20 protein-coding genes and 1 tRNA gene are annotated in these 17,819 nt (G+C 59.7%); 6 read left to right on the forward strand and 15 right to left on the reverse strand.

What is annotated here, in order from left to right; all coding sequences use genetic code 11:
* Positions 1 to 46: 46 nt before the first annotated feature.
* The gene (locus LPU83_RS50005; RefSeq protein WP_037069779.1) at positions 47 to 931 is read right to left on the reverse strand and encodes an MBL fold metallo-hydrolase; all 885 of its coding nucleotides are present in this window, start codon (positions 929 to 931) and stop codon (positions 47 to 49) included.
* Here LPU83_RS50005 and LPU83_RS50010 point away from each other — a divergent pair.
* Entirely contained in the window at positions 930 to 1,130 is a 201-nt protein-coding gene (locus LPU83_RS50010; protein ID WP_024314778.1) for a hypothetical protein, read from the forward strand. The genes LPU83_RS50005 and LPU83_RS50010 overlap by 2 nt on opposite strands.
* 147 nt (positions 1,131 to 1,277) lie before the next feature.
* Here the strand turns inward: LPU83_RS50010 and LPU83_RS50015 are convergent, their stop codons facing one another.
* From LPU83_RS50015 to LPU83_RS50055, 9 genes are all read right to left on the reverse strand, one after another.
* Positions 1,278 to 2,093, reverse strand: a complete 816-nt coding sequence (locus tag LPU83_RS50015) for an inositol monophosphatase family protein (protein WP_024314779.1) — start codon at positions 2,091 to 2,093, stop codon at positions 1,278 to 1,280.
* A complete protein-coding gene (locus LPU83_RS50020) occupies positions 2,093 to 3,097 on the reverse strand; it encodes a LacI family DNA-binding transcriptional regulator (RefSeq protein ID WP_024314780.1) in 1,005 nt (334 codons plus the stop codon). Before LPU83_RS50020 ends, LPU83_RS50015 begins: the two co-directional genes overlap by 1 nt.
* Positions 3,081 to 3,857, reverse strand: a complete 777-nt coding sequence (locus tag LPU83_RS50025) for a glycerophosphodiester phosphodiesterase (RefSeq protein WP_024314781.1) — start codon at positions 3,855 to 3,857, stop codon at positions 3,081 to 3,083. The genes LPU83_RS50020 and LPU83_RS50025 overlap by 17 nt, the downstream gene beginning before the upstream one ends.
* Positions 3,857 to 4,912: an ABC transporter ATP-binding protein gene (locus LPU83_RS50030; RefSeq protein WP_024314782.1), complete on the reverse strand. Its 1,056-nt coding sequence runs from the start codon at positions 4,910 to 4,912 to the stop codon at positions 3,857 to 3,859. Before LPU83_RS50030 ends, LPU83_RS50025 begins: the two co-directional genes overlap by 1 nt.
* Positions 4,912 to 5,754 (reverse strand): carbohydrate ABC transporter permease, encoded by an 843-nt coding sequence (locus LPU83_RS50035; RefSeq protein ID WP_024314783.1) that lies wholly within the window; start codon positions 5,752 to 5,754, stop codon positions 4,912 to 4,914. Before LPU83_RS50035 ends, LPU83_RS50030 begins: the two co-directional genes overlap by 1 nt.
* 3 nt (positions 5,755 to 5,757) lie before the next feature.
* The gene (locus tag LPU83_RS50040) at positions 5,758 to 7,059 is read right to left on the reverse strand and encodes a carbohydrate ABC transporter permease (RefSeq protein ID WP_024314784.1); all 1,302 of its coding nucleotides are present in this window, start codon (positions 7,057 to 7,059) and stop codon (positions 5,758 to 5,760) included.
* Positions 7,060 to 7,116: 57 nt separating this feature from the next.
* Positions 7,117 to 8,463, reverse strand: a complete 1,347-nt coding sequence (locus tag LPU83_RS50045; protein WP_024314785.1) for an extracellular solute-binding protein — start codon at positions 8,461 to 8,463, stop codon at positions 7,117 to 7,119.
* A gap of 185 nt (positions 8,464 to 8,648) precedes the next feature.
* The gene (locus tag LPU83_RS50050; RefSeq protein WP_157997355.1) at positions 8,649 to 8,822 is read right to left on the reverse strand and encodes a hypothetical protein; all 174 of its coding nucleotides are present in this window, start codon (positions 8,820 to 8,822) and stop codon (positions 8,649 to 8,651) included.
* Between the two features lie 653 nt (positions 8,823 to 9,475).
* Positions 9,476 to 9,560, reverse strand: a tRNA-Leu gene (locus LPU83_RS50055).
* A gap of 172 nt (positions 9,561 to 9,732) precedes the next feature.
* Between LPU83_RS50055 and lipB the strand changes: the two genes are divergently transcribed.
* On the forward strand, positions 9,733 to 10,452 hold the full coding sequence (lipB, locus tag LPU83_RS50060; RefSeq protein WP_024314786.1) for a lipoyl(octanoyl) transferase LipB: 720 nt from the start codon (positions 9,733 to 9,735) through the stop codon (positions 10,450 to 10,452).
* A 54-nt stretch (positions 10,453 to 10,506) separates the two neighbouring features.
* Here lipB and LPU83_RS50065 read toward each other — a convergent pair whose 3' ends face one another.
* Together LPU83_RS50065 and LPU83_RS50070 are read right to left on the reverse strand one after the other, a co-directional pair.
* Positions 10,507 to 10,875, reverse strand: a complete 369-nt coding sequence (locus LPU83_RS50065) for a hypothetical protein (protein ID WP_024314787.1) — start codon at positions 10,873 to 10,875, stop codon at positions 10,507 to 10,509.
* A 263-nt stretch (positions 10,876 to 11,138) separates the two neighbouring features.
* Positions 11,139 to 11,633: a peptide deformylase gene (locus tag LPU83_RS50070; RefSeq protein WP_024314788.1), complete on the reverse strand. Its 495-nt coding sequence runs from the start codon at positions 11,631 to 11,633 to the stop codon at positions 11,139 to 11,141.
* Positions 11,634 to 11,800: 167 nt separating this feature from the next.
* Between LPU83_RS50070 and mgtE the strand changes: the two genes are divergently transcribed.
* Entirely contained in the window at positions 11,801 to 13,213 is a 1,413-nt protein-coding gene (gene mgtE / locus LPU83_RS50075) for a magnesium transporter (RefSeq protein WP_024314789.1), read from the forward strand.
* Positions 13,214 to 13,290: 77 nt separating this feature from the next.
* A complete protein-coding gene (locus LPU83_RS50080) occupies positions 13,291 to 13,683 on the forward strand; it encodes a MerR family transcriptional regulator (protein WP_007793852.1) in 393 nt (130 codons plus the stop codon).
* On the opposite strand, the gene LPU83_RS50085 is transcribed toward LPU83_RS50080, so the two are convergent.
* Together LPU83_RS50085 and LPU83_RS50090 are read right to left on the reverse strand one after the other, a co-directional pair.
* Positions 13,684 to 14,670 carry a heparan-alpha-glucosaminide N-acetyltransferase gene (locus LPU83_RS50085; RefSeq protein ID WP_024314790.1) on the reverse strand — a complete coding sequence of 329 codons (987 nt, stop codon included), beginning with the start codon at positions 14,668 to 14,670 and terminating at the stop codon, positions 13,684 to 13,686.
* Positions 14,671 to 15,435 carry a DUF599 domain-containing protein gene (locus LPU83_RS50090; RefSeq protein ID WP_024314791.1) on the reverse strand — a complete coding sequence of 255 codons (765 nt, stop codon included), beginning with the start codon at positions 15,433 to 15,435 and terminating at the stop codon, positions 14,671 to 14,673. It abuts the gene before it with no gap.
* Positions 15,436 to 15,620: 185 nt separating this feature from the next.
* Between LPU83_RS50090 and LPU83_RS50095 the strand changes: the two genes are divergently transcribed.
* The gene (locus LPU83_RS50095; RefSeq protein WP_024314792.1) at positions 15,621 to 17,027 is read left to right on the forward strand and encodes an L-serine ammonia-lyase; all 1,407 of its coding nucleotides are present in this window, start codon (positions 15,621 to 15,623) and stop codon (positions 17,025 to 17,027) included.
* Positions 17,028 to 17,086: 59 nt separating this feature from the next.
* Complete coding sequence (locus tag LPU83_RS50100) at positions 17,087 to 17,524, forward strand: DUF1489 family protein (protein WP_024314793.1); 438 nt, start codon at positions 17,087 to 17,089, stop codon at positions 17,522 to 17,524.
* Here the strand turns inward: LPU83_RS50100 and LPU83_RS50105 are convergent, their stop codons facing one another.
* The gene (locus tag LPU83_RS50105) at positions 17,525 to 17,803 is read right to left on the reverse strand and encodes a hypothetical protein (RefSeq protein ID WP_024314794.1); all 279 of its coding nucleotides are present in this window, start codon (positions 17,801 to 17,803) and stop codon (positions 17,525 to 17,527) included.
* Positions 17,804 to 17,819 lie beyond the last annotated feature (16 nt).

Genomic DNA, 17,819 nt, shown 5'->3' on the forward strand with positions numbered 1-17,819 from the left:
GTGGTAGAGGACGCGGCGACGGCAAGCGCGCCGCGCCCGGTGCTTGTCATTGCCCCGAGGTCAGGGTCGGCTCCCATTTGAAGCGGTCGCCGTCCGACTGGATATGGCCGACGCCTGGGAACGGAAAGTGTGGGGCGAAGATGAGCTCGTTTGTTTGCGCGAGCTTCTTCAACGTATCGATTCGGTTCCTTTCGCCGTCGGCCACGTCGTTGTCAAAGCTGACCGGCCATTCCGGTTTGGCAAGCGAAATGATCGAGCTGTGGACGGTGTCGCCGATGTCGAACAGCTTCTCTTTGCCGGATACGATCTGAAAGCCGACATGGCCCGGCGTATGCCCTTTCAATCCGACCGAGGTAATGCCGGAGGCGACATTGGCGCCCGGCTTGAAGGTCTTCACATGGCCGTCGATTGTCTTGACGATATCTTCGAGCTGGCCGTTCTTCTTGGCGAACGCCCACTCGGCCGACGACATGCGGATGGCGGCCTTGGGAAAGGCAAGCTTGCCGTCCTTGACGAGGCCGCCGATGTGATCGGGATGCGAATGCGTGATCAGCACGTCCGTGACGTCCTCCGGCTTGTAGCCAGCCTGAGCGAGAGACTGTTGAAGCGCACCGCCCACGCCGGTGTCGATGAGGATCAGCCGCTTCGGCCCCTTGACCAACAGCGCGTCGACGCTGAGCGTCACAGTATCCGTGGGCGCACCAGCCGCCTTCAACACTTCTCCGACTTCTTCAGGGCTGTGGCCAACGCCGAATATCTTGCTGTCGTTCGGTCTAACAAACTGAGCGTCATGCAAGGCCACAATGTCGAATGAGCCGAGTTTGAACGCTTTTGCATCTGGCTGCTGCGGAGGCATCTGCGCTGATGCGGTCGTGGCCAGTGCGGTGGTGAGGGCGAAACAAACGGCGAAGGAAGCTCTGGGAGTGAGCATGACCAATTCCTTTTCATCACGTGAGGGTTTTAGGCAGCCGTATTCTTACGCGCAGATTCCGACTGCAGTCACCTCGATTTCTCGTGAAGACAATGTCGTGCGTGAACGGGGTTTCGATGATCCCACGGTGAATGAAGGAGCGGCAGAGATCTGCCCGATAGAAGGGCTGGTCCTTGAACGCCAGAATGTCGTCTCGTAGACACCAGGACCTTCACCATTGCCGAACCGGACGACGTTCACTGACGAGGGGTGGCGGAATTTTCAGTTCCGATGGCGCTCAGGCCGGGGTGGCAACAGACGAAGCCATAGCAACCGTGCGCGCATTCACGGAACGAACCAGTCAGCCCTAAACTGATTTCAGGCCCCCGATCTCAAGAATGAAGTCGAACTCCGGGGCAAGCCCCGGAGAGTAAGCCACGACAGGTCCGCCTTCCGACAAAAGCTGTGTTAACTTCGGCATGGCCACAATCGCTCCCGCCTCTGAGGCGATCAGAGCGCCGGCCAGCATGTCCCAAGCGTTCAGATGCCGTTCGTAAAAGAGGTCTGACGCTCCCTCGGCGACGCGCACGAGGTCGATTGCGGCGGCGCCCATGCGGCGATAGTCCATGCCTCGTTCGTGCAGACGGTTTAGAAGGACGAGATGCTCGTCGAAGCTTGTCTTGCGAGAGTGCCCGAGGACACAGATCGCATTGGTTGGATCGACGGTCGCAGCGGCCTGCAATGAGACGCCTTCACGAAATGCGCCCCTGCCACGGATTGCCGATACGACCGAGTCCTTGGCGGCGTCATACACGACACCTAGCTCCACCCGGCCTTCGAAACAGAAGGCGATCGAGACGCCCCAATGACTGAATCCGCGGATATAGTTGGTGGTGCCGTCGATAGGGTCGACTATCCAGGCTCCGGCCGCGCCAGCTTTCCCGCCAGTTTCTTCTCCGACGAACGTATCGTGCGGAAACAGCGAAAGCAGTTCCTTGTAGATCGTCTGCTCGGCATTGCGATCCGCAATCGTTACAAAATCCTGGAGACCTTTGTTCTCCACATTCAATCGCGGCCCCATTTCTGCGCGAAAACGGGCAGCCTCACGACCCACGCGACGAGCGATTTCTATCGCGGCGGCACCGCGGGCTTCAAGCGTAACTGGATCGAACTTAGAGCTCATCAGGAAGTCTTTCTTTTAATCAACTCGACGGGAGTGAACTCGACACGCGCCGTCATATCGGAATTCGCCATCCGGCTGACCAGCATTTCGACTGTCTGCTCTGCCTGCAGGTCGCAGGGCTGCAGGATCGTCGTCAGTCCATAGGCATCCCATTGCGCCTGCGGAATATCATCATGGCCGACAATGCGAATAGGAGGCACATCAGGGCTGCCGCGATTTGCCGCTAGCCTGTCGATCACACCACAGGCCATGTAGTCATTCACGCAGAAGACCCCGTCCGCCGACAAGGCGCCGAGCTCGGGAGCCGACTCGAAGCCGCATCGATAGTCATTCACTCGAACTGTAATGAGCTGCGCTTCGACACCTCGTTGACGGCTGCGTGAAAGAAACACATCGCTGCGCCGGCGGGCCGTGTAGGACACGCTCGAAGCCGCCATGACTGCCAATCTCTTACAACCAATGTCGATCAGGTGGTCGGCGGCCAGATGGCCTGCGGTGCGGTCATCGGAAATGATACGGTCGACGAAGGGAATATCGTCGCCCTTATTGATCAAGACGATTGGCACGCCCTCTGCGGCGCACTGTTCGCAGATTTCCGTCGGAGGGGCGTCCGACGTCACAATAACCCCCGAAACTGGGTAGTGAAGAAGCTGGCCGATCACGGCTGAAGTGTCCGCTTCCTTTGACGTCGGCAACAGGATCGGCCGAAAGTTGCGTAAAAGCAGCGCCCGCGCCAAATATTCGATCTGGAGACTTCGAAATGGATTGTCTAGGCCGGCAACGACGAGGCCTACGAGATCGGAACGTTGGTTCGTCAAGCTGCGCGCCACATAATTGACACGGTAGCCAAGCTCCTTGGCCGCCTGGTAGATCTTTTCGCGCGTCTTCGGTGAAACACTTGCATCAGGAGTGAAAGCGCGCGAAACCGCCGCGCGTGAAACGCCTGCCACGCGCGCCACGTCGAAGGAGGTCGCTCTGCGCTGTGGCTTATCCTTGTTTGACACTGGATCTTTCCGAACTCTCCACCGTTCGCATCAAGTCCGGCAAATCTGTGCAGATACCGAGAACTGGCAGCTTCATTATATCATCCAGGACCAACCGCCTTTCCTCGTGCCAAAGGACGATTTCGCGGCCTTCGGCAAACGCACGGTCTGTCAGCGCCGGGGTGACGAGATCCTGCGGCTGATCGTTGGCGCGTTCCCAGCAGAGATGCAAGATATCCGCACGCGCCTCGTCACCCTTGGCATGCGGATCGTCGCCGAGGCGGACAAGAACCGAGAGCGGATACTCGCAGCCCGCCTCGCGAAGCTCGCGGACTTGTGCTGTGTCGAATGAACCGATGCAGGCGAAACGCTGATCGTGTTCCCTAAGATGATGCCAGCAGCGTAGACCACTTCCCGGCGCCTTCAGCTCGATATAGAGACCTGTTCCGGTCTCACGCGCGAGAGCTGCGACAGCTTCGAAGGTCGGCACCTCCACGTCCAATGCCGCAAGTTCCGCCGCGGTTATTTCCGAGATCAGGCGGTTCACACCGAAGACGCGCTCGAGGTGGTCGTCATGAGAGACGACGACAACGCCATCTTTCGTGATCTGGGTATCGAGTTCCCACATCTCGGCTCCAAGCTCGGCCGCAAGGCGGAAGGCGGCAAGCGTGTTCTCGCGGACATGCCCGCTCGCGCCGCGGTGTCCGATGCAGAAGGGGATCTGGCCCTTGTCTGTCGGCCAGTGGTAGCGCTCGAAGAAGATCGAGAAATCGCGCCGCATCAGAGCCTCCTTCCGCTTTCATCGAAGACCAGCACGTTGCGACTATCGATAGCCCACGTCACCTCGTCGCCGACCGCGATGTCTTGGCGCACCGGCTGGATAGACCGCAACAGCGGGCCACCTACCAGCCGCACGTCATAGAGATTTTCGCGGCCCTGGGTTTCGGCAAAGTTTATGGTTCCGGTCACATGAACGTCGCCCGTCGGACTATAGTGTTCCGGCCGCACGCCGAGCATCAGCGTTGTACCTTCGCCGGCGTTTACCGAGGCCGGCAACGGAACTTCGATCTGGCTGCCGGGAACAGAGAAGGCGCCGTTAGACGCCACCCCGTGTAGGAATGTGATTGGGGGGTTGCCGAGGAAACCGGCGACGAAGGCAGTGCGCGGATCGTTATACATCTCGGCCGGTGTTGCTATCTGGACGATCTCGCCTTCTTTCATGATAGCGATCCGGTCGCACATGCTCATCGCTTCGACTTGGTCGTGTGTCACCAGGATCGCCGTGATCCCTGTCTCGCGTTGGATGCGGCGGATTTCCGAGCGCATCTCCAGCCGGAGCTTCGCGTCGAGGTTAGCGAGTGGCTCATCGAGAAGCAGGACGTCGGGCTTGCGGATGAGCGCGCGGGCGAGCGCCACGCGCTGCTGCTGGCCGCCGGAAAGCTCGGAAGGGCGGCGGCCCATCAGATTGCCGATTTGTACGAGGCCAGCGATGCTGTCCACTTCCTTTCGGATATCAGCGGAGGCCGTTCCCTTGACCTTCAACGGAAAGCCGATGTTTTCGGCCACCGTCATGTGCGGGTAGAGTGCGTAGGACTGGAAAACCACGCCGACATTGCGCGCCTGGCTCGGAAGATCGGTCACGTCGCGGTCGCCGAAAAGAATGCGGCCCCCGGTCGGGCGATGGATGCCGCACACCGCGAAAAGCGTCGTCGATTTGCCGCAGCCCGAAGGGCCGAGCAGCGCCAGCATCTCGCCATGCGCCACTTCGAGATTCATGTTCTCGATCACCTTTGTGGAGCCGAAGCTTTTCGAGAAGTTGTCGAGGAGGATACGCATCAGCCTTTGTTCCCGCCGCCATAGATGTTCATGAGATATTTGTGGAAGAATCCGTAGAGCAGCAGGACCGGGATCACGTAAAACACGCCGACTGCTTTGAAAGTGCCGAAGTTGAAATTGTTGTCGTCGGCGATTAGCCCCGAAAGATAGACCGACAGCACCTGGACCTGGCTACCTGGGGCAAGCACCTGCGGCAGGATGAACTCGCCCCAGCTCGACAGGAACGAAAAGAGCGCTAGCGCCATGATCGCCGGACGCACCTGTGGAAGCACTAGACTGCGCCATACACGGAACCGCGAAGCACCGTCGACGACACCGGCCATTTCGATCTCCCAGGGGACAGCGTCGTAGAAGCCCTTCATCAGCCAAATGCCGAGCGGCAGATCGATGGCTGCCTTTACCAGGATGACGCCGATGAGAGAATTGTAGAGCCCGACCATCTGCAGCACGATGAAGATCGCAATGATGAGCGTCACCGACGGGAAGGCGTGCAATACCATGACACCGGCGAGGAAGAAACCGCGGGCGGGGACGTTCAGCCGCGAGAGCACGTAGCCCGCCATCGACGAGACAAGCAGCACGACGGCGGTGGTGTTTGCCGTAAAAATCAGCGTGTTCAGCGTCACCAACCAGATGTTGGGCCTGGCGGGCGGCGTCTGCCAGAGGAACGACCAGTGTCGAAATGTGATCGAATCCGGAATCAGCGACGCAGGCTGCTTGTCGGTGATCGTGTCGATGAAGAGATAGGCATACATCAGCACCAGCGGCAGACTGACGATCGCCAGCGCCACGATAACAGGCCAGGTGCGGTAGTTTGCAGAGGGTGGCGATTTTTCCGCCATGGATCAGTCCTCGATGAGCGGCCGCGCAACCAGCGTGGCGTAGTTGAAGACGCGCAGATAGGCGAGCGACAGAATGATGCCGATGACCACGAGGACCAGCGCCATTGCTGCGCCAAGCCCGTATTCCAGGTTGCCGGCGTAGTTGTTGAGTGCTGTGTGATAGGCGGCAAGCGACCAGACTTCGGTCGCCTTGCCCGGTCCGCCGCGCGTCGAAAGCAGGATTTCGTTGAAGGAGGCGAGCAGCGACAGCGTCTGGTAGCAGGTGACGAAGAGGATGGGCCAGCGCATCTGCGGCAGGATGATGTAGCGGATTTGTTGCCAGCGGCTGGCACCATCCACCTCGCTTGCAAAGAACTGGCTCTTGGGAATCCCCCGCAACGCGGACGAAAAGACGAGCATGCCCATGGAGGCGCCGATGAAGCCATTGATCAGCACCACGAAGAACCAGGCGTGGTAGGCGCTATCGAGAAGATAGTTCCTCGGCGGGAAGCCGAACTTGCCCATCAACACCGAAATGAAGCCGGTGTCCCATGCCAGCCACTTCCACATCAGTACGTAGATGACGACAGGCGTGATGCGGGGCAAGAGCCAGATTGACCGGAAGATCGTCGCCGGCATGTCCGGCATGTAGTGCGTCCAGATCGCGAGCGCCATCGCGTAGGTCGTGTTGAACAACACGAGCACAAGGGCGACGTAGAGAAGCGTGTTGAGGAGTATCTGCGCCATATCCGGAGAAGAGGCGATGCGCGAGAAGTTCTCCGTCGTCCAGTTCCAGCCGGTATAGGTTGCCTTTGCCAGGCCCTCCTTCTGCTCCGCCGTCAGCTTGAAGCCGAACTTGTCGAGAGAGGCGAACAGATCGTCCTTGCTCGCAAAACGCAGGTTGGCCGCGGAGCGGTTGAACTGTTCGGAAATCTGCTTGACGTCTCTTGTCGAGGGCCGGTCCTGGAGATCCTTAATCATGCGCTCAGCGTCGCGCCGGGATTGGAAGACCTCGCCGAGATGCTTCTCGCGCAGTTCCCGGGGTATGCCGGGATCAAGTCCGAGGCCTTCAACGCTCTTGATGCCTTCCTCGTCGATCGCGTAGCGCGGCTCTGTCAGTTGTTGCGCGACATCCGGCATTTCGCGCCTAAGCGCATCAAGCGTATTCGGCGCGATCTGAAAGGCGCCGCCCGAAATGCCCGTGGCCGTCGTCATGTTCGTGAAGGAGAAGACGGCAGTCAGGACGACCGGCATCAGGAAAAACAGCACGATCATCACCGCTGCAGGCGCAATCATCACCAGTCCGAGCGTTCTGGACGTTCTCATCGAAAGTCTCCGCAAAGTATCCGGGCGGACTGGCCCGCCCGGAAGTTGCCTGGGTGCTTAGCGGATGACGATCTTGTCGCCGAGCGTGCTCTTCAGCTCGCTCTCGACGTCGTTGACGGCGGCATCTGGGGTCTTGGCGCCCGTCCAGGATGCTTCGAGGCCCTTCCACATGATGTTCCAGTAAGTGCCAAAATCGGCGTTGTTGGGCATCGCGTTGGCGTAGGGCAGCAGACGCTCGGTGGCTTCGCGCGTCCAGCGATCGGAGGAGTAGAGCTCTATCTCGGTTTCGGCTTTCGAAATACCGAGGTGCGCAGACTTGACCGCATGCAGCACATTGATCCGCGGCTCTGAAGCGATCTTGATCAACTGGGCGGCAACGTCGGTCGAATCCTTGTCGTGACCGGAGGTCAGGAGGTAGACGAGCGGATGCGTCAGCGTGTTTGCCTTGCCGCCGTCACCGGCCGGGATCAGCGTGAATACGACGTTGCCAAAGAAGTCCTTCAGGCCTTCCTGGTTCACGTAGCGAGCATAGTGCCATGTGCCGCCGTGCCAGATGCCGGCCTTGCCGGAGGCCACTTCCTTCCACCACTGGTCGCCGGGCATGCCGATATGGTTCTTCTTGGTAACGCCATCCTTCACGGCGTCGGCGAAGAACTGGTAGGTGCGCTGCATCGCCGCCTTGTCGAAGACGAGTTTGCCGCCTTCTTCCATCGTGCCGCCGAAGCTGGTGTAGAACTGCCAGTAATCAGGGCCGTTGGAGTTGCGCGGGTAGAAGCCGTAACCCGCCTGGACGAGGCCCTTGTCCTGCATCTTTTTGGCGTCTTCCAGCACGTTTTTCATCGTGTAGCCGCCGTCCTGAACCTTCTTCGGCAGCGCGTCGAGATCGGCATCGCTGTAGCCGATGGCCTTCATATAGGGCTTCCAGAAGAACATTGGTCGGGATTCGGCATCCTGCGGAATCCCGTAGACCGTGCCATTGAAGGAGGCGATATCCAGCAGGTTCTGATAGATGTCGTTGAGCGGCCAGGAGTCGAGATCGACGTAGTCCTCGATCGGCACGATCAGGCCCGACTGCGCCCATGGGCCGATGTCCTCGTGGCCGGTAACGACGATATTCGGAGCAGTCTTGGCTTCGGCGGCAAGCGTCATCGCCTGCTTGAAGTCCTCCCAACCGCTATAGGCCTTCTTCTCCACCTTGATCTTGAGGTCTTCGCCCTTGATTGCAGCTTCACGCTGAAGCTGCTGGGCGGCGATATCGATTGCATCGAGGCGATAGACGTCGTTGGGACCCGTGCCGCCGGCCCAGACGGTGATGGTGACATCCTTGGCAAAGCACAGGGCGGTGGTCGAGGCCAGGATGGCGGCGGCAATAGTCATGCACTTCAATGTCGGCAGAATAGTCATTTCTTCGTCTCCCTAGAAGAGCGGCGTGAGCCTCTTGGCGGGCCATCACCTGATGATGACCGCTTCGCAAGCTCCGTGAAAAGCGAACGAGCGCCGCTTTAGGGGGACAACGTAACGGCCGAATGACAAAATTGAGCACGTGTGCAAAAATGTGTATGGCGACACAGAAAAGATTGCAACCCACTCTATTGAATACCTTGGACCAGCTCCAGCACGGCGGCCGCGCTCTCTGTGTCCTGCTGCGTGGTGACGTTGCCGCGCTGGAGCCGGCCGTCGGCCTTCTGCGAGGCGAGCTTCTGGGCCGCCCTGGCCCTGAACGGCGCGGGATCGATCTGGTAGGGGACGTCTCCTTGCTTCACGTTTGAACCCTGCTGGAAGATCCGCTCAGCACGATCCCCGTTACCCGTGGCCGGACGTCGGCCATCGTTATCGGCGCGATGCGGCCGGAAGCTTGCTGACGAAAGGCATTGTCTCGGGCCTCACCTCGACGGTCGAAACCTGCGTGGGCGCCGTCTGCCGCGCGGCGGACCTCGGCGCCCGTCGCTGCATGCGGCGAGAAAGATCGCGCCGAAAACTATCGTCCAGCGCGATATGGTTCTTGCCGTCGCGGCGACGGGCGCCGAGACGACAGCATAGCGCTGCTTGAGCACCTCGGCGAACTTGCCTGCATGGTGGCTGAAAGCTTCTGGCGGTCGTCTTCCACCGGCTTGCCGAACTGGGCGTCCTTGCCGTGGTAGACCGCGACCGGCTCTACGATGACCTTGTTGTGCTGTCTCTGGGTTCGCTAGCTGTACGGGCTGAGTCCCGACCTGTCCGTCGCCCGTTCTGGACGTCCGGTAGTGAACCCGGGCAGCAAGGACGCAGACGAGGCCCGCCTTAGCGAATAGCTATGCCGGCGTTTTTCTAACTAACGTCGAGGGTGAAATTGGGTGCCGACTGGGACTCAAAACTGGGCACAAACGATTCGTTGCCATCAAAAATAGCAACCACAATCAATTCCCCTAGGAGGGGTTGGTGCGGTCGAGAAGACTCGAACTTCCACGGGTTGCCCCACAGCGACCTCAACGCTGCGCGTCTACCAATTCCGCCACGACCGCATCGTGGTAGGTGCCGATTTTTGCCGGCGGGGCAGCATGTAGCAAAAGCGTTTGGGGTACACAAGGGCGATGTGACAGATTTTTTCAAAACAAATCACAGCATTTGAATCGCCCGTGAAACGAGGCCATATAGGCCCCAGCGATGCTGTCTCCCGAGCAGCAGCGACAAGGGATAGCCATGCTGCGCACAGATCTTCAATTCTCAATGTTGCCCCGTAAAGGCTCGCGGCCGGTCCGATGGCGCATCGCCGATGGCTTCGTGCCCTATGAGGAGGCTGTGGAAAACATGGAGCGCCAGGTCGCGGCGATTGCAGACGGCGGCGACGAGCTCGTCTGGCTCGTGGAACATCCGCCTCTCTATACGGCCGGAACCAGCGCCGATGCCAAGGATCTGGTGCAACCCGATCGCTTCCCAGTCTTCGCGACGGGACGCGGCGGCGAATATACCTATCACGGGCCGGGCCAGCGCGTCGCTTATGTGATGCTGGACCTGAAGCGCAGGCGCCAGGACGTGCGCGCCTTTGTCGCCGCGCTCGAAGAGGTGGTCATTCGTACGCTTGATTTGATGAACATCCGCGGCGAACGGCGTGAGGACCGTGTTGGCGTCTGGGTGCGCAGGCCGGACAAAGCGGCTTTACCAGATGGCACGATGGCGGAAGACAAGATTGCAGCACTGGGTATCCGGCTGCGGAAATGGGTGACATTTCACGGGCTGTCGCTGAACGTCGAACCGGATCTCGATCACTTCAGCGGGATCATTCCGTGCGGGATTTCGGCATATGGGGTGACAAGCCTTGTCGACCTCGGCCTGCCTGTCATGATGGCCGATGTCGATATTCTCCTTCGACAGGCATTCGAATCGGTCTTCGGCGAGACCGTCGGCGACAGGTGACGCAAAGCCCTCACGAGGAAAAGGGCCGGATGACCGGCCCTCAGCAATCGCTCGCTATTTATCGCCGACGTCGCGGCAAGCGTCCGAATGTGAAGCTCCGCTGTCCCCGCCGGCCGTATGCACCTTGGAGTTCGTCTTCATGTAGTCGCAGTCGGGCAGGGGCTTGATGCTGGCAGTGGTCGTCCTGTCGACGGGCGATGACATCCGGGCCGGCGCGAATCCATCGCTGTCAGTCGTGTAATCGGACGAGTATTCCGGTGCCTTGCGGTTGGCATAGTGAACCGGCTTTTTCGGTGCCATCTGGCCCGGCGCAAACCCGTCACTGTCGTTCGTGTAGTCGTTCGAGTACTGCGGTTGGGCGAAGGCCGCACTTGCAAGGCCGAGGGCGAGAATGGAAGCGGCGGCAGCAAATTTGAAGCGCATGGGAAATATCCTCAATTCTTCGTTGCAAACCAAACCCTCGGCAAGAGTGACTTCGCGCTCAAATTGCGGCAAGAATGTGGGCGAAAAATCACGCAAGCACTGCCGCTTTATCAAATGAAATCACAGATCCGCGACCGGATTTGACAGGGTTGTGATGGAACATTGCCTCCTGTTCGCAAGGCGGGTGGCGGGAACATCTTCACAATCAAAAGATGTGACATTGAGGGCTTAACTTGGGGTGCTACCGTCGGTCCAGGCCGTCGCTAGTCGCGCAACTTCTCCCAGCGTTTGACCAGGCGCTCGCGCTTGAGCCTGGAGAGGCGCTGTATCCAAAAGATACCGTCGAGCTGATCGATCTCGTGCTGGATGCAGACTGCGAGGAAGCCCTGCGCTTCTTTCTCGTGCTCGGCGCCATTCAGATCACTGTATCGAACCCGGATTGCCTTCGGCCTCACGACCTCGTCGGTCACTCCGGGCATGGAGACGCTTCCTTCGACATGGCGAGCCGTTTCGTCGGATGCAAACATGATCTCCGGATTGACGAAATGGCGTGCGCCTTCGTCACGGCTGAGCTCTATCACGACGACGCGAAGGAAGACGCCGATGTGAGCAGCGGTGATGCCGACGCCGGGAGCGGCCCGCACCGTCTCCAGCAAATCATCCGCGAGTTCTCGTAGCCTCTGGTCAAAGACGTCGACGGGCTGGCAGACGGTTCTGAGGCCAACGTCGGGGAAGCGCAATATGGGGCGAACAGCCACGGGCAGGGTCCTGATTTCAGATGCGCGGAACCTATCGCCGCGCACGCGCATTGTCATCCACGCGAGGCGTTTGCGGCTGGACGGGCTTCGAGGTTTCAGCTAGCACGAAGCTACATGTTTCGGCGCTTAGTCGTTGAACTTCAAACGAGATGCGAGGGCGGCAAACCATGACGAACGACGCAGAAGAGCTCGTCCGCCCGCGGTCAGACAGCGGCGATGCCGACATCTATGACGAAAACGGCAACGTCCGAGGCGATTTCCTCGCGCTGGTGGGCGCTGCCATCGCCGATCGCGATACGATCTTCCTGCGCCAGCACGTCGCCCGCCTGCACGAATCCGAAATAGGCGACCTTCTCGAGTCGCTGCAGCCAGACCAACGACTCGCGCTCGTTCGCCTGCTGGGCGACGAATTCGACATGACGGCGCTGACCGAGGTCGACGAAACGATTCGCCGCGAGATCGTCGACCAGCTGCCGAACGAGCAGATTGCAGCTGCAATCGGCGAACTCGATTCGGACGACGCTGTTTACATCCTTGAGGACCTCGACAGCGAGGACCGCGAGGAGATCCTTGCGCAGCTTCCGTTTACCGAACGCGTGCGATTACGGCGTGCGCTCGACTATCCCGAAAGCTCGGCGGGACGCCGCATGCAGACGGAATTCGTCGCGGTGCCACCGTTCTGGACGGTCGGCCAGACAATCGACTACATGCGCGACGAGGAAGACCTGCCATATTCCTTCTCGCAGATCTTCGTCATCGACCCGACATTCAAGCTGTTAGGCGCCGTCGATCTGGACAAGATCCTGCGCACAAAGCGACAGAGCAAGATCGAATCGATCATGCGGGAGACGAACCATCCAATCCCCGCAGAGATGGACCAGGAAGAGGCAGCTCAGCTTTTCGAGCAGTACGACCTTCTCTCCGCCGCCGTCGTCGACGAGAACGACAGGCTGGTGGGCGTGCTGACGATCGATGACGTGGTCGACGTTATTCACGAGGAAGCCGACGAGGACATCAAGCGCCTGGGTGGCGTCGGCGACGAAGAGCTGTCCGACAATGTCTTCTCGACCGTGCGCTCGCGCTTTCTCTGGCTGGTGATTAATCTCGGAACGGCTTTGCTGTCTGCAAGCGTCATTGGACTATTCGACGAATCGATCGAGAAGATGATCGCGCTCGCGGTGCTAATGCCGATCGTGGCGTCCATGGGCGGCAACGCGGGGACACAGACGATGACGGTCACTGTCCGCGCGTTGGCAACGGGCGACATCGACATCTACAACGCCGGGCGTATCATCCGCAGAGAGGCGGGGGTCGGTATTGCCAACGGTCTACTCTTCTCGGTCATCATGGGCATGATTGCCGCAACATGGTTCCACAATTATCAGCTGGGCTTCGTGATCGGCTCGGCAATGATCATCAACCTCTTTGCGGCCGCGCTTGCGGGAATTCTGCTGCCATTGCTGCTGGATAAGGTTGGCGCGGACCCCGCCATTGCGTCATCCGTTTTCGTCACGACCGTGACCGATTGCACGGGCTTCTTTGCCTTTCTCGGCATCGCCACATGGTGGTTCGGAATTTAGACGGCTCGAATTTCCCTGCAGAAATTGACTATTACGTAAAAGTCAATATTATCGGTTCCTTCAATGGTGGGGAACCCATGCCGGTCAGCAAATACTATAGCATAACCGAATTGACGCGCGAGTTTGGAGTATCGACGCGTACGCTCAGGTTCTACGAAGACGAAGGATTGATCCATCCCGAGCGGCGTGGACGCACGCGGCTGTTCCGTCCCGCGGATCGTCGTCTGATCCAGGAAATCCTGCGTGGCCGGCGGATCGGCTTCACCATCGCGGAGATCCGCGAGATCATCCAGGTGTATAAGGAACCGCCGGGCGAATTGGGCCAGTTGAAGCTCCTGATGAAGCGCGTCGATGAGAAGCGCGAGGACCTGCGCCAGAAGCGCAAGGATATCGACGACACTCTGACCGAACTCGACAACATCGAAGAGGCGTGCCTCGGTCGTCTGGCCGACATCGGTGTCGGCACCTGATTATTGCGCGTTCGCGTTGCACTCGCTCGCCAGCGCCATTATCCGCCCGTCATCCGGCTTGAGGGCGCCGGACTGGAATTCCGTGAACAGATTTTCCGTCTGGAGCTTGTCGAGCGTGCATCGGCAGAAGCTGCGGCATAGCGCTTCGCCTTCCTGCATCATGCACGAAGCATTGCATTGCTTCAGGTAGCTTTCGACGGGATCCGGTTTCGCGGGTGGAACGACCGCGGACAGCCCGTAGGCAATGGCGATCAGCACCGGCTGGTGAATCAGGTAGAAGGCGAGGCTATGCCGCCCGGCTTTCGCCGGCAGGCTTGAGCCCGTACCAAGCGCTGCAAGCCTCTCGAGCAGCCGCGTCCTCATGGCAAGCAGGGTCGCCGTCATGCCAAGCAGGAAAGGCACTGCCCAGGGGAAGATTGGAACGTAGTCGTTCGATCGTTGCGGCATTTCCGCTAGGCCGATCCAGGCGAGGTAACGCGGATTGAAGATCGGCGAGCGCAGCAGATTCGGCGCAACCCAGGTATCCACAACCCATGCGGCGGTCACAGCGGCGGTCACAGCGATGGTCACAGGCAACGGCAGGCGGAGGAAGACAAGGCCGAGCAGGCTGACGACAGCGATGCAATGCAGAATACCGAAGAATATCCATTCGCCAGGGAAGACGAAGCGCGTCACCACAGAGATCGCAAGGGCCGCCGCGGCGATCATCGCAAACCGTTTCCAGAACGATTGCCAGCGAATCTCTGGCTTGTTGGCGAGGACCAGACTGATTCCGACGATGAACAGAAAGGTCGACGCGATCGCGCGGGCATAGAGCTTCAGCCAGCCGGTTTCAGCGGTGCCTGGGGCAAGGTAGCCCATGAACTCCATATCCCAAGTGAAATGATAGGTCGCCATCGCCAGCAGAGCGACACCGCGCGCCGTATCCAGCAAGCCGATGCGAGGCGGCTTGACGCTCGCATATGTTTCCGTCGCCGTCGCCGTCATTCACAATCCCTCGGATGAGTCGTTGCCATCGGTCGACGGCTTGGCGCGGGGAATAGGAGAAAGGTGGAGATTTGATGGCAGATGGGCGTCCATGATTGCCAGCCTCGCCTCGGAGAAGAACTGCCGCCTCGTCAGGACGACGATGACGATCGTCGTCGTCAGAATGAAGACATAGGGATTGATGAACCAACCAAGGTAGCCAATCGAGAGGAAGATGGCGCGCAGCCCTTCATTGAAATGACCCGCCGCAATGATATTCATGCGGATGACACGTTCCGCAGCCCGCTCGGCGGCAATCACATCCTGTTCGGTGTCACGCATCATCGGGATCGAGCCGAAAAGGATGGTGCAGTAGTTGAAGAGGCGATACGACCAGCCGAACTTAAAAAAGGCATATCCGAAAAGCGCTGCAAGGCCGCCGACCTTCATTTCGAAGACGGCATGCCCGCTATGAAAGACGAAAGGCAGATCGGCAAAGACGGCGTCAACCTTCTCCGTTGCGCCCAGCAGCGCAAAGCAGCTGCCGATGGCGAAGATCGACGTCGAGGCGAAGAATGCGGTGCCGTTCTGCAAGCCGGCCATGATCTGGGTATCGATCATCTTCAAATCGCGCCGCAACGAATTGTAGATCCACTCGCGCCGGCGCTCCCGCATGGCATGGGTGAGGCTGGTCCTGCCGAAGAAACTCGAGCTTTGCAGCAGGCGCGCGTAGCAAAACCAGATCGCCGCAAAGAACACCAGTGCAATGTAATCCGCTGTAGTCATCATTATATTGAATCAGGTTCCCGTCGACGCGCCACTCTACAGATGCGGACGCATGCTGCAATGACTGGCAAGCCGCCGCGCTTCGTTTTACAGATGTCGCACACGTGAAATGCCATGTCGGTCCATCGCAGGGATCGCGAGAGCCGGTAGCGTAGGTTTGCGCAGCAACTTTACAGGACGCAGTCATGTTCCTTTCCGTTTTCGACGTATTCAAAATCGGCGTCGGGCCTTCCAGCTCTCACACGATGGGTCCGATGACCGCGGCCAATCGCTTCCTCGATCTGATTCTGTCCAACGATTGGCCGCGCCCGACCTCTGGCGCTCAGGTCGCGTCTATGAAGGTTAGCCTGCACGGTTCGCTGGCGCATACCGGGATCGGACATGGAACGGGCCGGGCCGTCATTCTCGGGCTGATGGGAGAGCAGCCTGACAGCGTCGATCCGGACGTGATGGACGGCATCATCGATCAGGTGGAGCGCTCCGGCCGCATCACGCCGCCCGGCCACCCGAGTTATGCCTTTCAACCGAGGAACGACCTGATCTTCGACAAGAAGCAGCCGCTACCCGGCCACGCGAACGGTATGTCCTTCTCCGCCTACGACAATGACGGTCGGATGCTTATCAAGCGTATCTACTATTCCGTCGGCGGCGGCTTCGTCGTGACCGACACCGAACTTGAGCAGATGCGCGCAAAGAAGAAGACGCCCTCCGATTCACTCAAGGTTCCGTATCCTTTTGCCTCAGCCAAGCAGATGCTCGATATGGCTGCGCGCTCCGGCCTCTCGATCGCGCAGATGAAGCGTGCAAACGAGGAAACGCAGCGCAGCCGCGAGGAACTGGACGCCGGTCTCGATCGCATCTGGGAAGCGATGCGCTCGTGCATCGAACGTGGCCTCAAGGTCGACGGCATAATGCCGGGCGGGCTGAATGTACGCCGCCGCGCCCGTGCGATCCACGACAAGCTCCAGGAGGAGTGGCGCAGCAACCGTATCAACCCGCTGCTCGCCAACGACTGGCTCAGCGTCTACGCGATGGCCGTCAACGAAGAGAATGCTGCCGGTGGACGCGTCGTGACTGCCCCGACGAATGGCGCCGCGGGGGTTATCCCCGCAACGATCCGCTACTACGAGCACTTTCACGACGATTGGGACCAGAACGGTATCCGCGACTATCTGCTCACCGCTGGCGCCGTCGGCGGGATTATCAAGCACAATGCCTCTATTTCCGGCGCAGAGGTCGGCTGTCAGGGCGAGGTGGGATCTGCGGCCGCCATGGCAGCTGCCGGCCTTGCCGCGGTCATGGGCGGCACGCCGGAGCAGATCGAGAACGCCGCCGAAATCGCGCTGGAACATCATCTGGGCATGAGCTGCGACCCCGTCGCGGGCCTCGTACAGGTTCCCTGCATCGAACGAAATGCTCTTGGCGCAGTCAAGGCGGTTACGGCCGCTTCGCTGGCGATCAAGGGAGACGGTAAGCACTTCGTTCCCTTGGATGCCTGCATCGAGACCATGCGCCAGACCGGCAACGACATGAGCGAGAAGTACAAGGAGACATCCACCGGCGGGCTTGCCGTCAACGTCGTGGAATGCTGACTTTGTGGACATACGACTTGCCGCTTGACGCTGCCCGATAAAAGGATTTCAACGGCGGCATGGCATTGCATCTCATTAAATTGTGCGTAGGCGCGGACTCGATCGACGATCTGCGCGAATGGGTCGCCGAACGCGCGCTCCGGGCGATCGCGGCCGGGCTTGAGCCTCATTCCGTGCATACGACGAGGATGGTCCCGAAGCGTATCGAGGAATTACTCGACGACGGCTCGCTTTATTGGGTGATCAAAGGGCAGGTTCAGGCGCGCCAGAAACTGCTCGACATCCAGACCTTTACCGATGGCGAAGGAATCTCGCGATGCCATCTTGTCCTGGGGCCCGAGGTCATCGAAACGGCCGTGCAGCCGAAGCGGCCTTTCCAGGGTTGGCGCTATTATCCGCAAGACGACGTGCCGCGCGATCTGAACAGCCTGGGCGAGGGAATTGCGGAAATGCCCGCGGACCTTCGCCGCGAGCTTTCTGAACTCGGCCTGCTCTGATCAGCGTAGACGGAGTGTGACCGGTGCCCGGCCTTCCGGGCAGGTGACGTGAAGATGGATGCTGGCTTCGGCCTGCGAGCAACGCCATGCCCGCGCACCATGGCACAGCAGCAAGTTAATCAGGTCTTTGGTCTTTGCGGATTTTGGCTTCTGCCGCTGCAATCCTACCTCTGCCAGTCGCAAGGCCGCTTCGTGTAGCGGGTGCAAACCGGCTCGCGGATTCTTGCCGGTCACCCGGCCGTGTGGCGGAAACTCCGGAGCATTCTCGTTGATCGCCATTCTCATCCCCGTACGC

The sequence above is a fragment of the Rhizobium favelukesii genome, from assembly GCF_000577275.2.
Lineage (GTDB): Bacteria > Pseudomonadota > Alphaproteobacteria > Rhizobiales > Rhizobiaceae > Rhizobium > Rhizobium favelukesii.

Excerpts from the sequence above, each read along its gene's own strand:
- LPU83_RS50010 (WP_024314778.1), top strand. The coding sequence starts at position 930 with ATGACCAATTCCTTTTCATCACGTGAGGGTTTTAGGCAGCCGTATTCT.
- LPU83_RS50005 (WP_037069779.1), bottom strand. The coding sequence starts at position 931 with ATGCTCACTCCCAGAGCTTCCTTCGCCGTTTGTTTCGCCCTCACCACC.
- LPU83_RS50015 (WP_024314779.1), bottom strand. The coding sequence starts at position 2,093 with ATGAGCTCTAAGTTCGATCCAGTTACGCTTGAAGCCCGCGGTGCCGCC.
- LPU83_RS50025 (WP_024314781.1), bottom strand. The coding sequence starts at position 3,857 with ATGCGGCGCGATTTCTCGATCTTCTTCGAGCGCTACCACTGGCCGACA.
- LPU83_RS50030 (WP_024314782.1), bottom strand. The coding sequence starts at position 4,912 with ATGCGTATCCTCCTCGACAACTTCTCGAAAAGCTTCGGCTCCACAAAG.
- LPU83_RS50035 (WP_024314783.1), bottom strand. The coding sequence starts at position 5,754 with ATGGCGGAAAAATCGCCACCCTCTGCAAACTACCGCACCTGGCCTGTT.
- LPU83_RS50040 (WP_024314784.1), bottom strand. The coding sequence starts at position 7,059 with ATGAGAACGTCCAGAACGCTCGGACTGGTGATGATTGCGCCTGCAGCG.
- LPU83_RS50045 (WP_024314785.1), bottom strand. The coding sequence starts at position 8,463 with ATGACTATTCTGCCGACATTGAAGTGCATGACTATTGCCGCCGCCATC.
- LPU83_RS50065 (WP_024314787.1), bottom strand. The coding sequence starts at position 10,875 with ATGCGCTTCAAATTTGCTGCCGCCGCTTCCATTCTCGCCCTCGGCCTT.
- mgtE (WP_024314789.1), top strand. The coding sequence starts at position 11,801 with ATGACGAACGACGCAGAAGAGCTCGTCCGCCCGCGGTCAGACAGCGGC.
- LPU83_RS50080 (WP_007793852.1), top strand. The coding sequence starts at position 13,291 with ATGCCGGTCAGCAAATACTATAGCATAACCGAATTGACGCGCGAGTTT.
- LPU83_RS50085 (WP_024314790.1), bottom strand. The coding sequence starts at position 14,670 with ATGACGGCGACGGCGACGGAAACATATGCGAGCGTCAAGCCGCCTCGC.
- LPU83_RS50090 (WP_024314791.1), bottom strand. The coding sequence starts at position 15,435 with ATGACTACAGCGGATTACATTGCACTGGTGTTCTTTGCGGCGATCTGG.
- LPU83_RS50095 (WP_024314792.1), top strand. The coding sequence starts at position 15,621 with ATGTTCCTTTCCGTTTTCGACGTATTCAAAATCGGCGTCGGGCCTTCC.
- LPU83_RS50100 (WP_024314793.1), top strand. The coding sequence starts at position 17,087 with ATGGCATTGCATCTCATTAAATTGTGCGTAGGCGCGGACTCGATCGAC.
- LPU83_RS50105 (WP_024314794.1), bottom strand. The coding sequence starts at position 17,803 with ATGGCGATCAACGAGAATGCTCCGGAGTTTCCGCCACACGGCCGGGTG.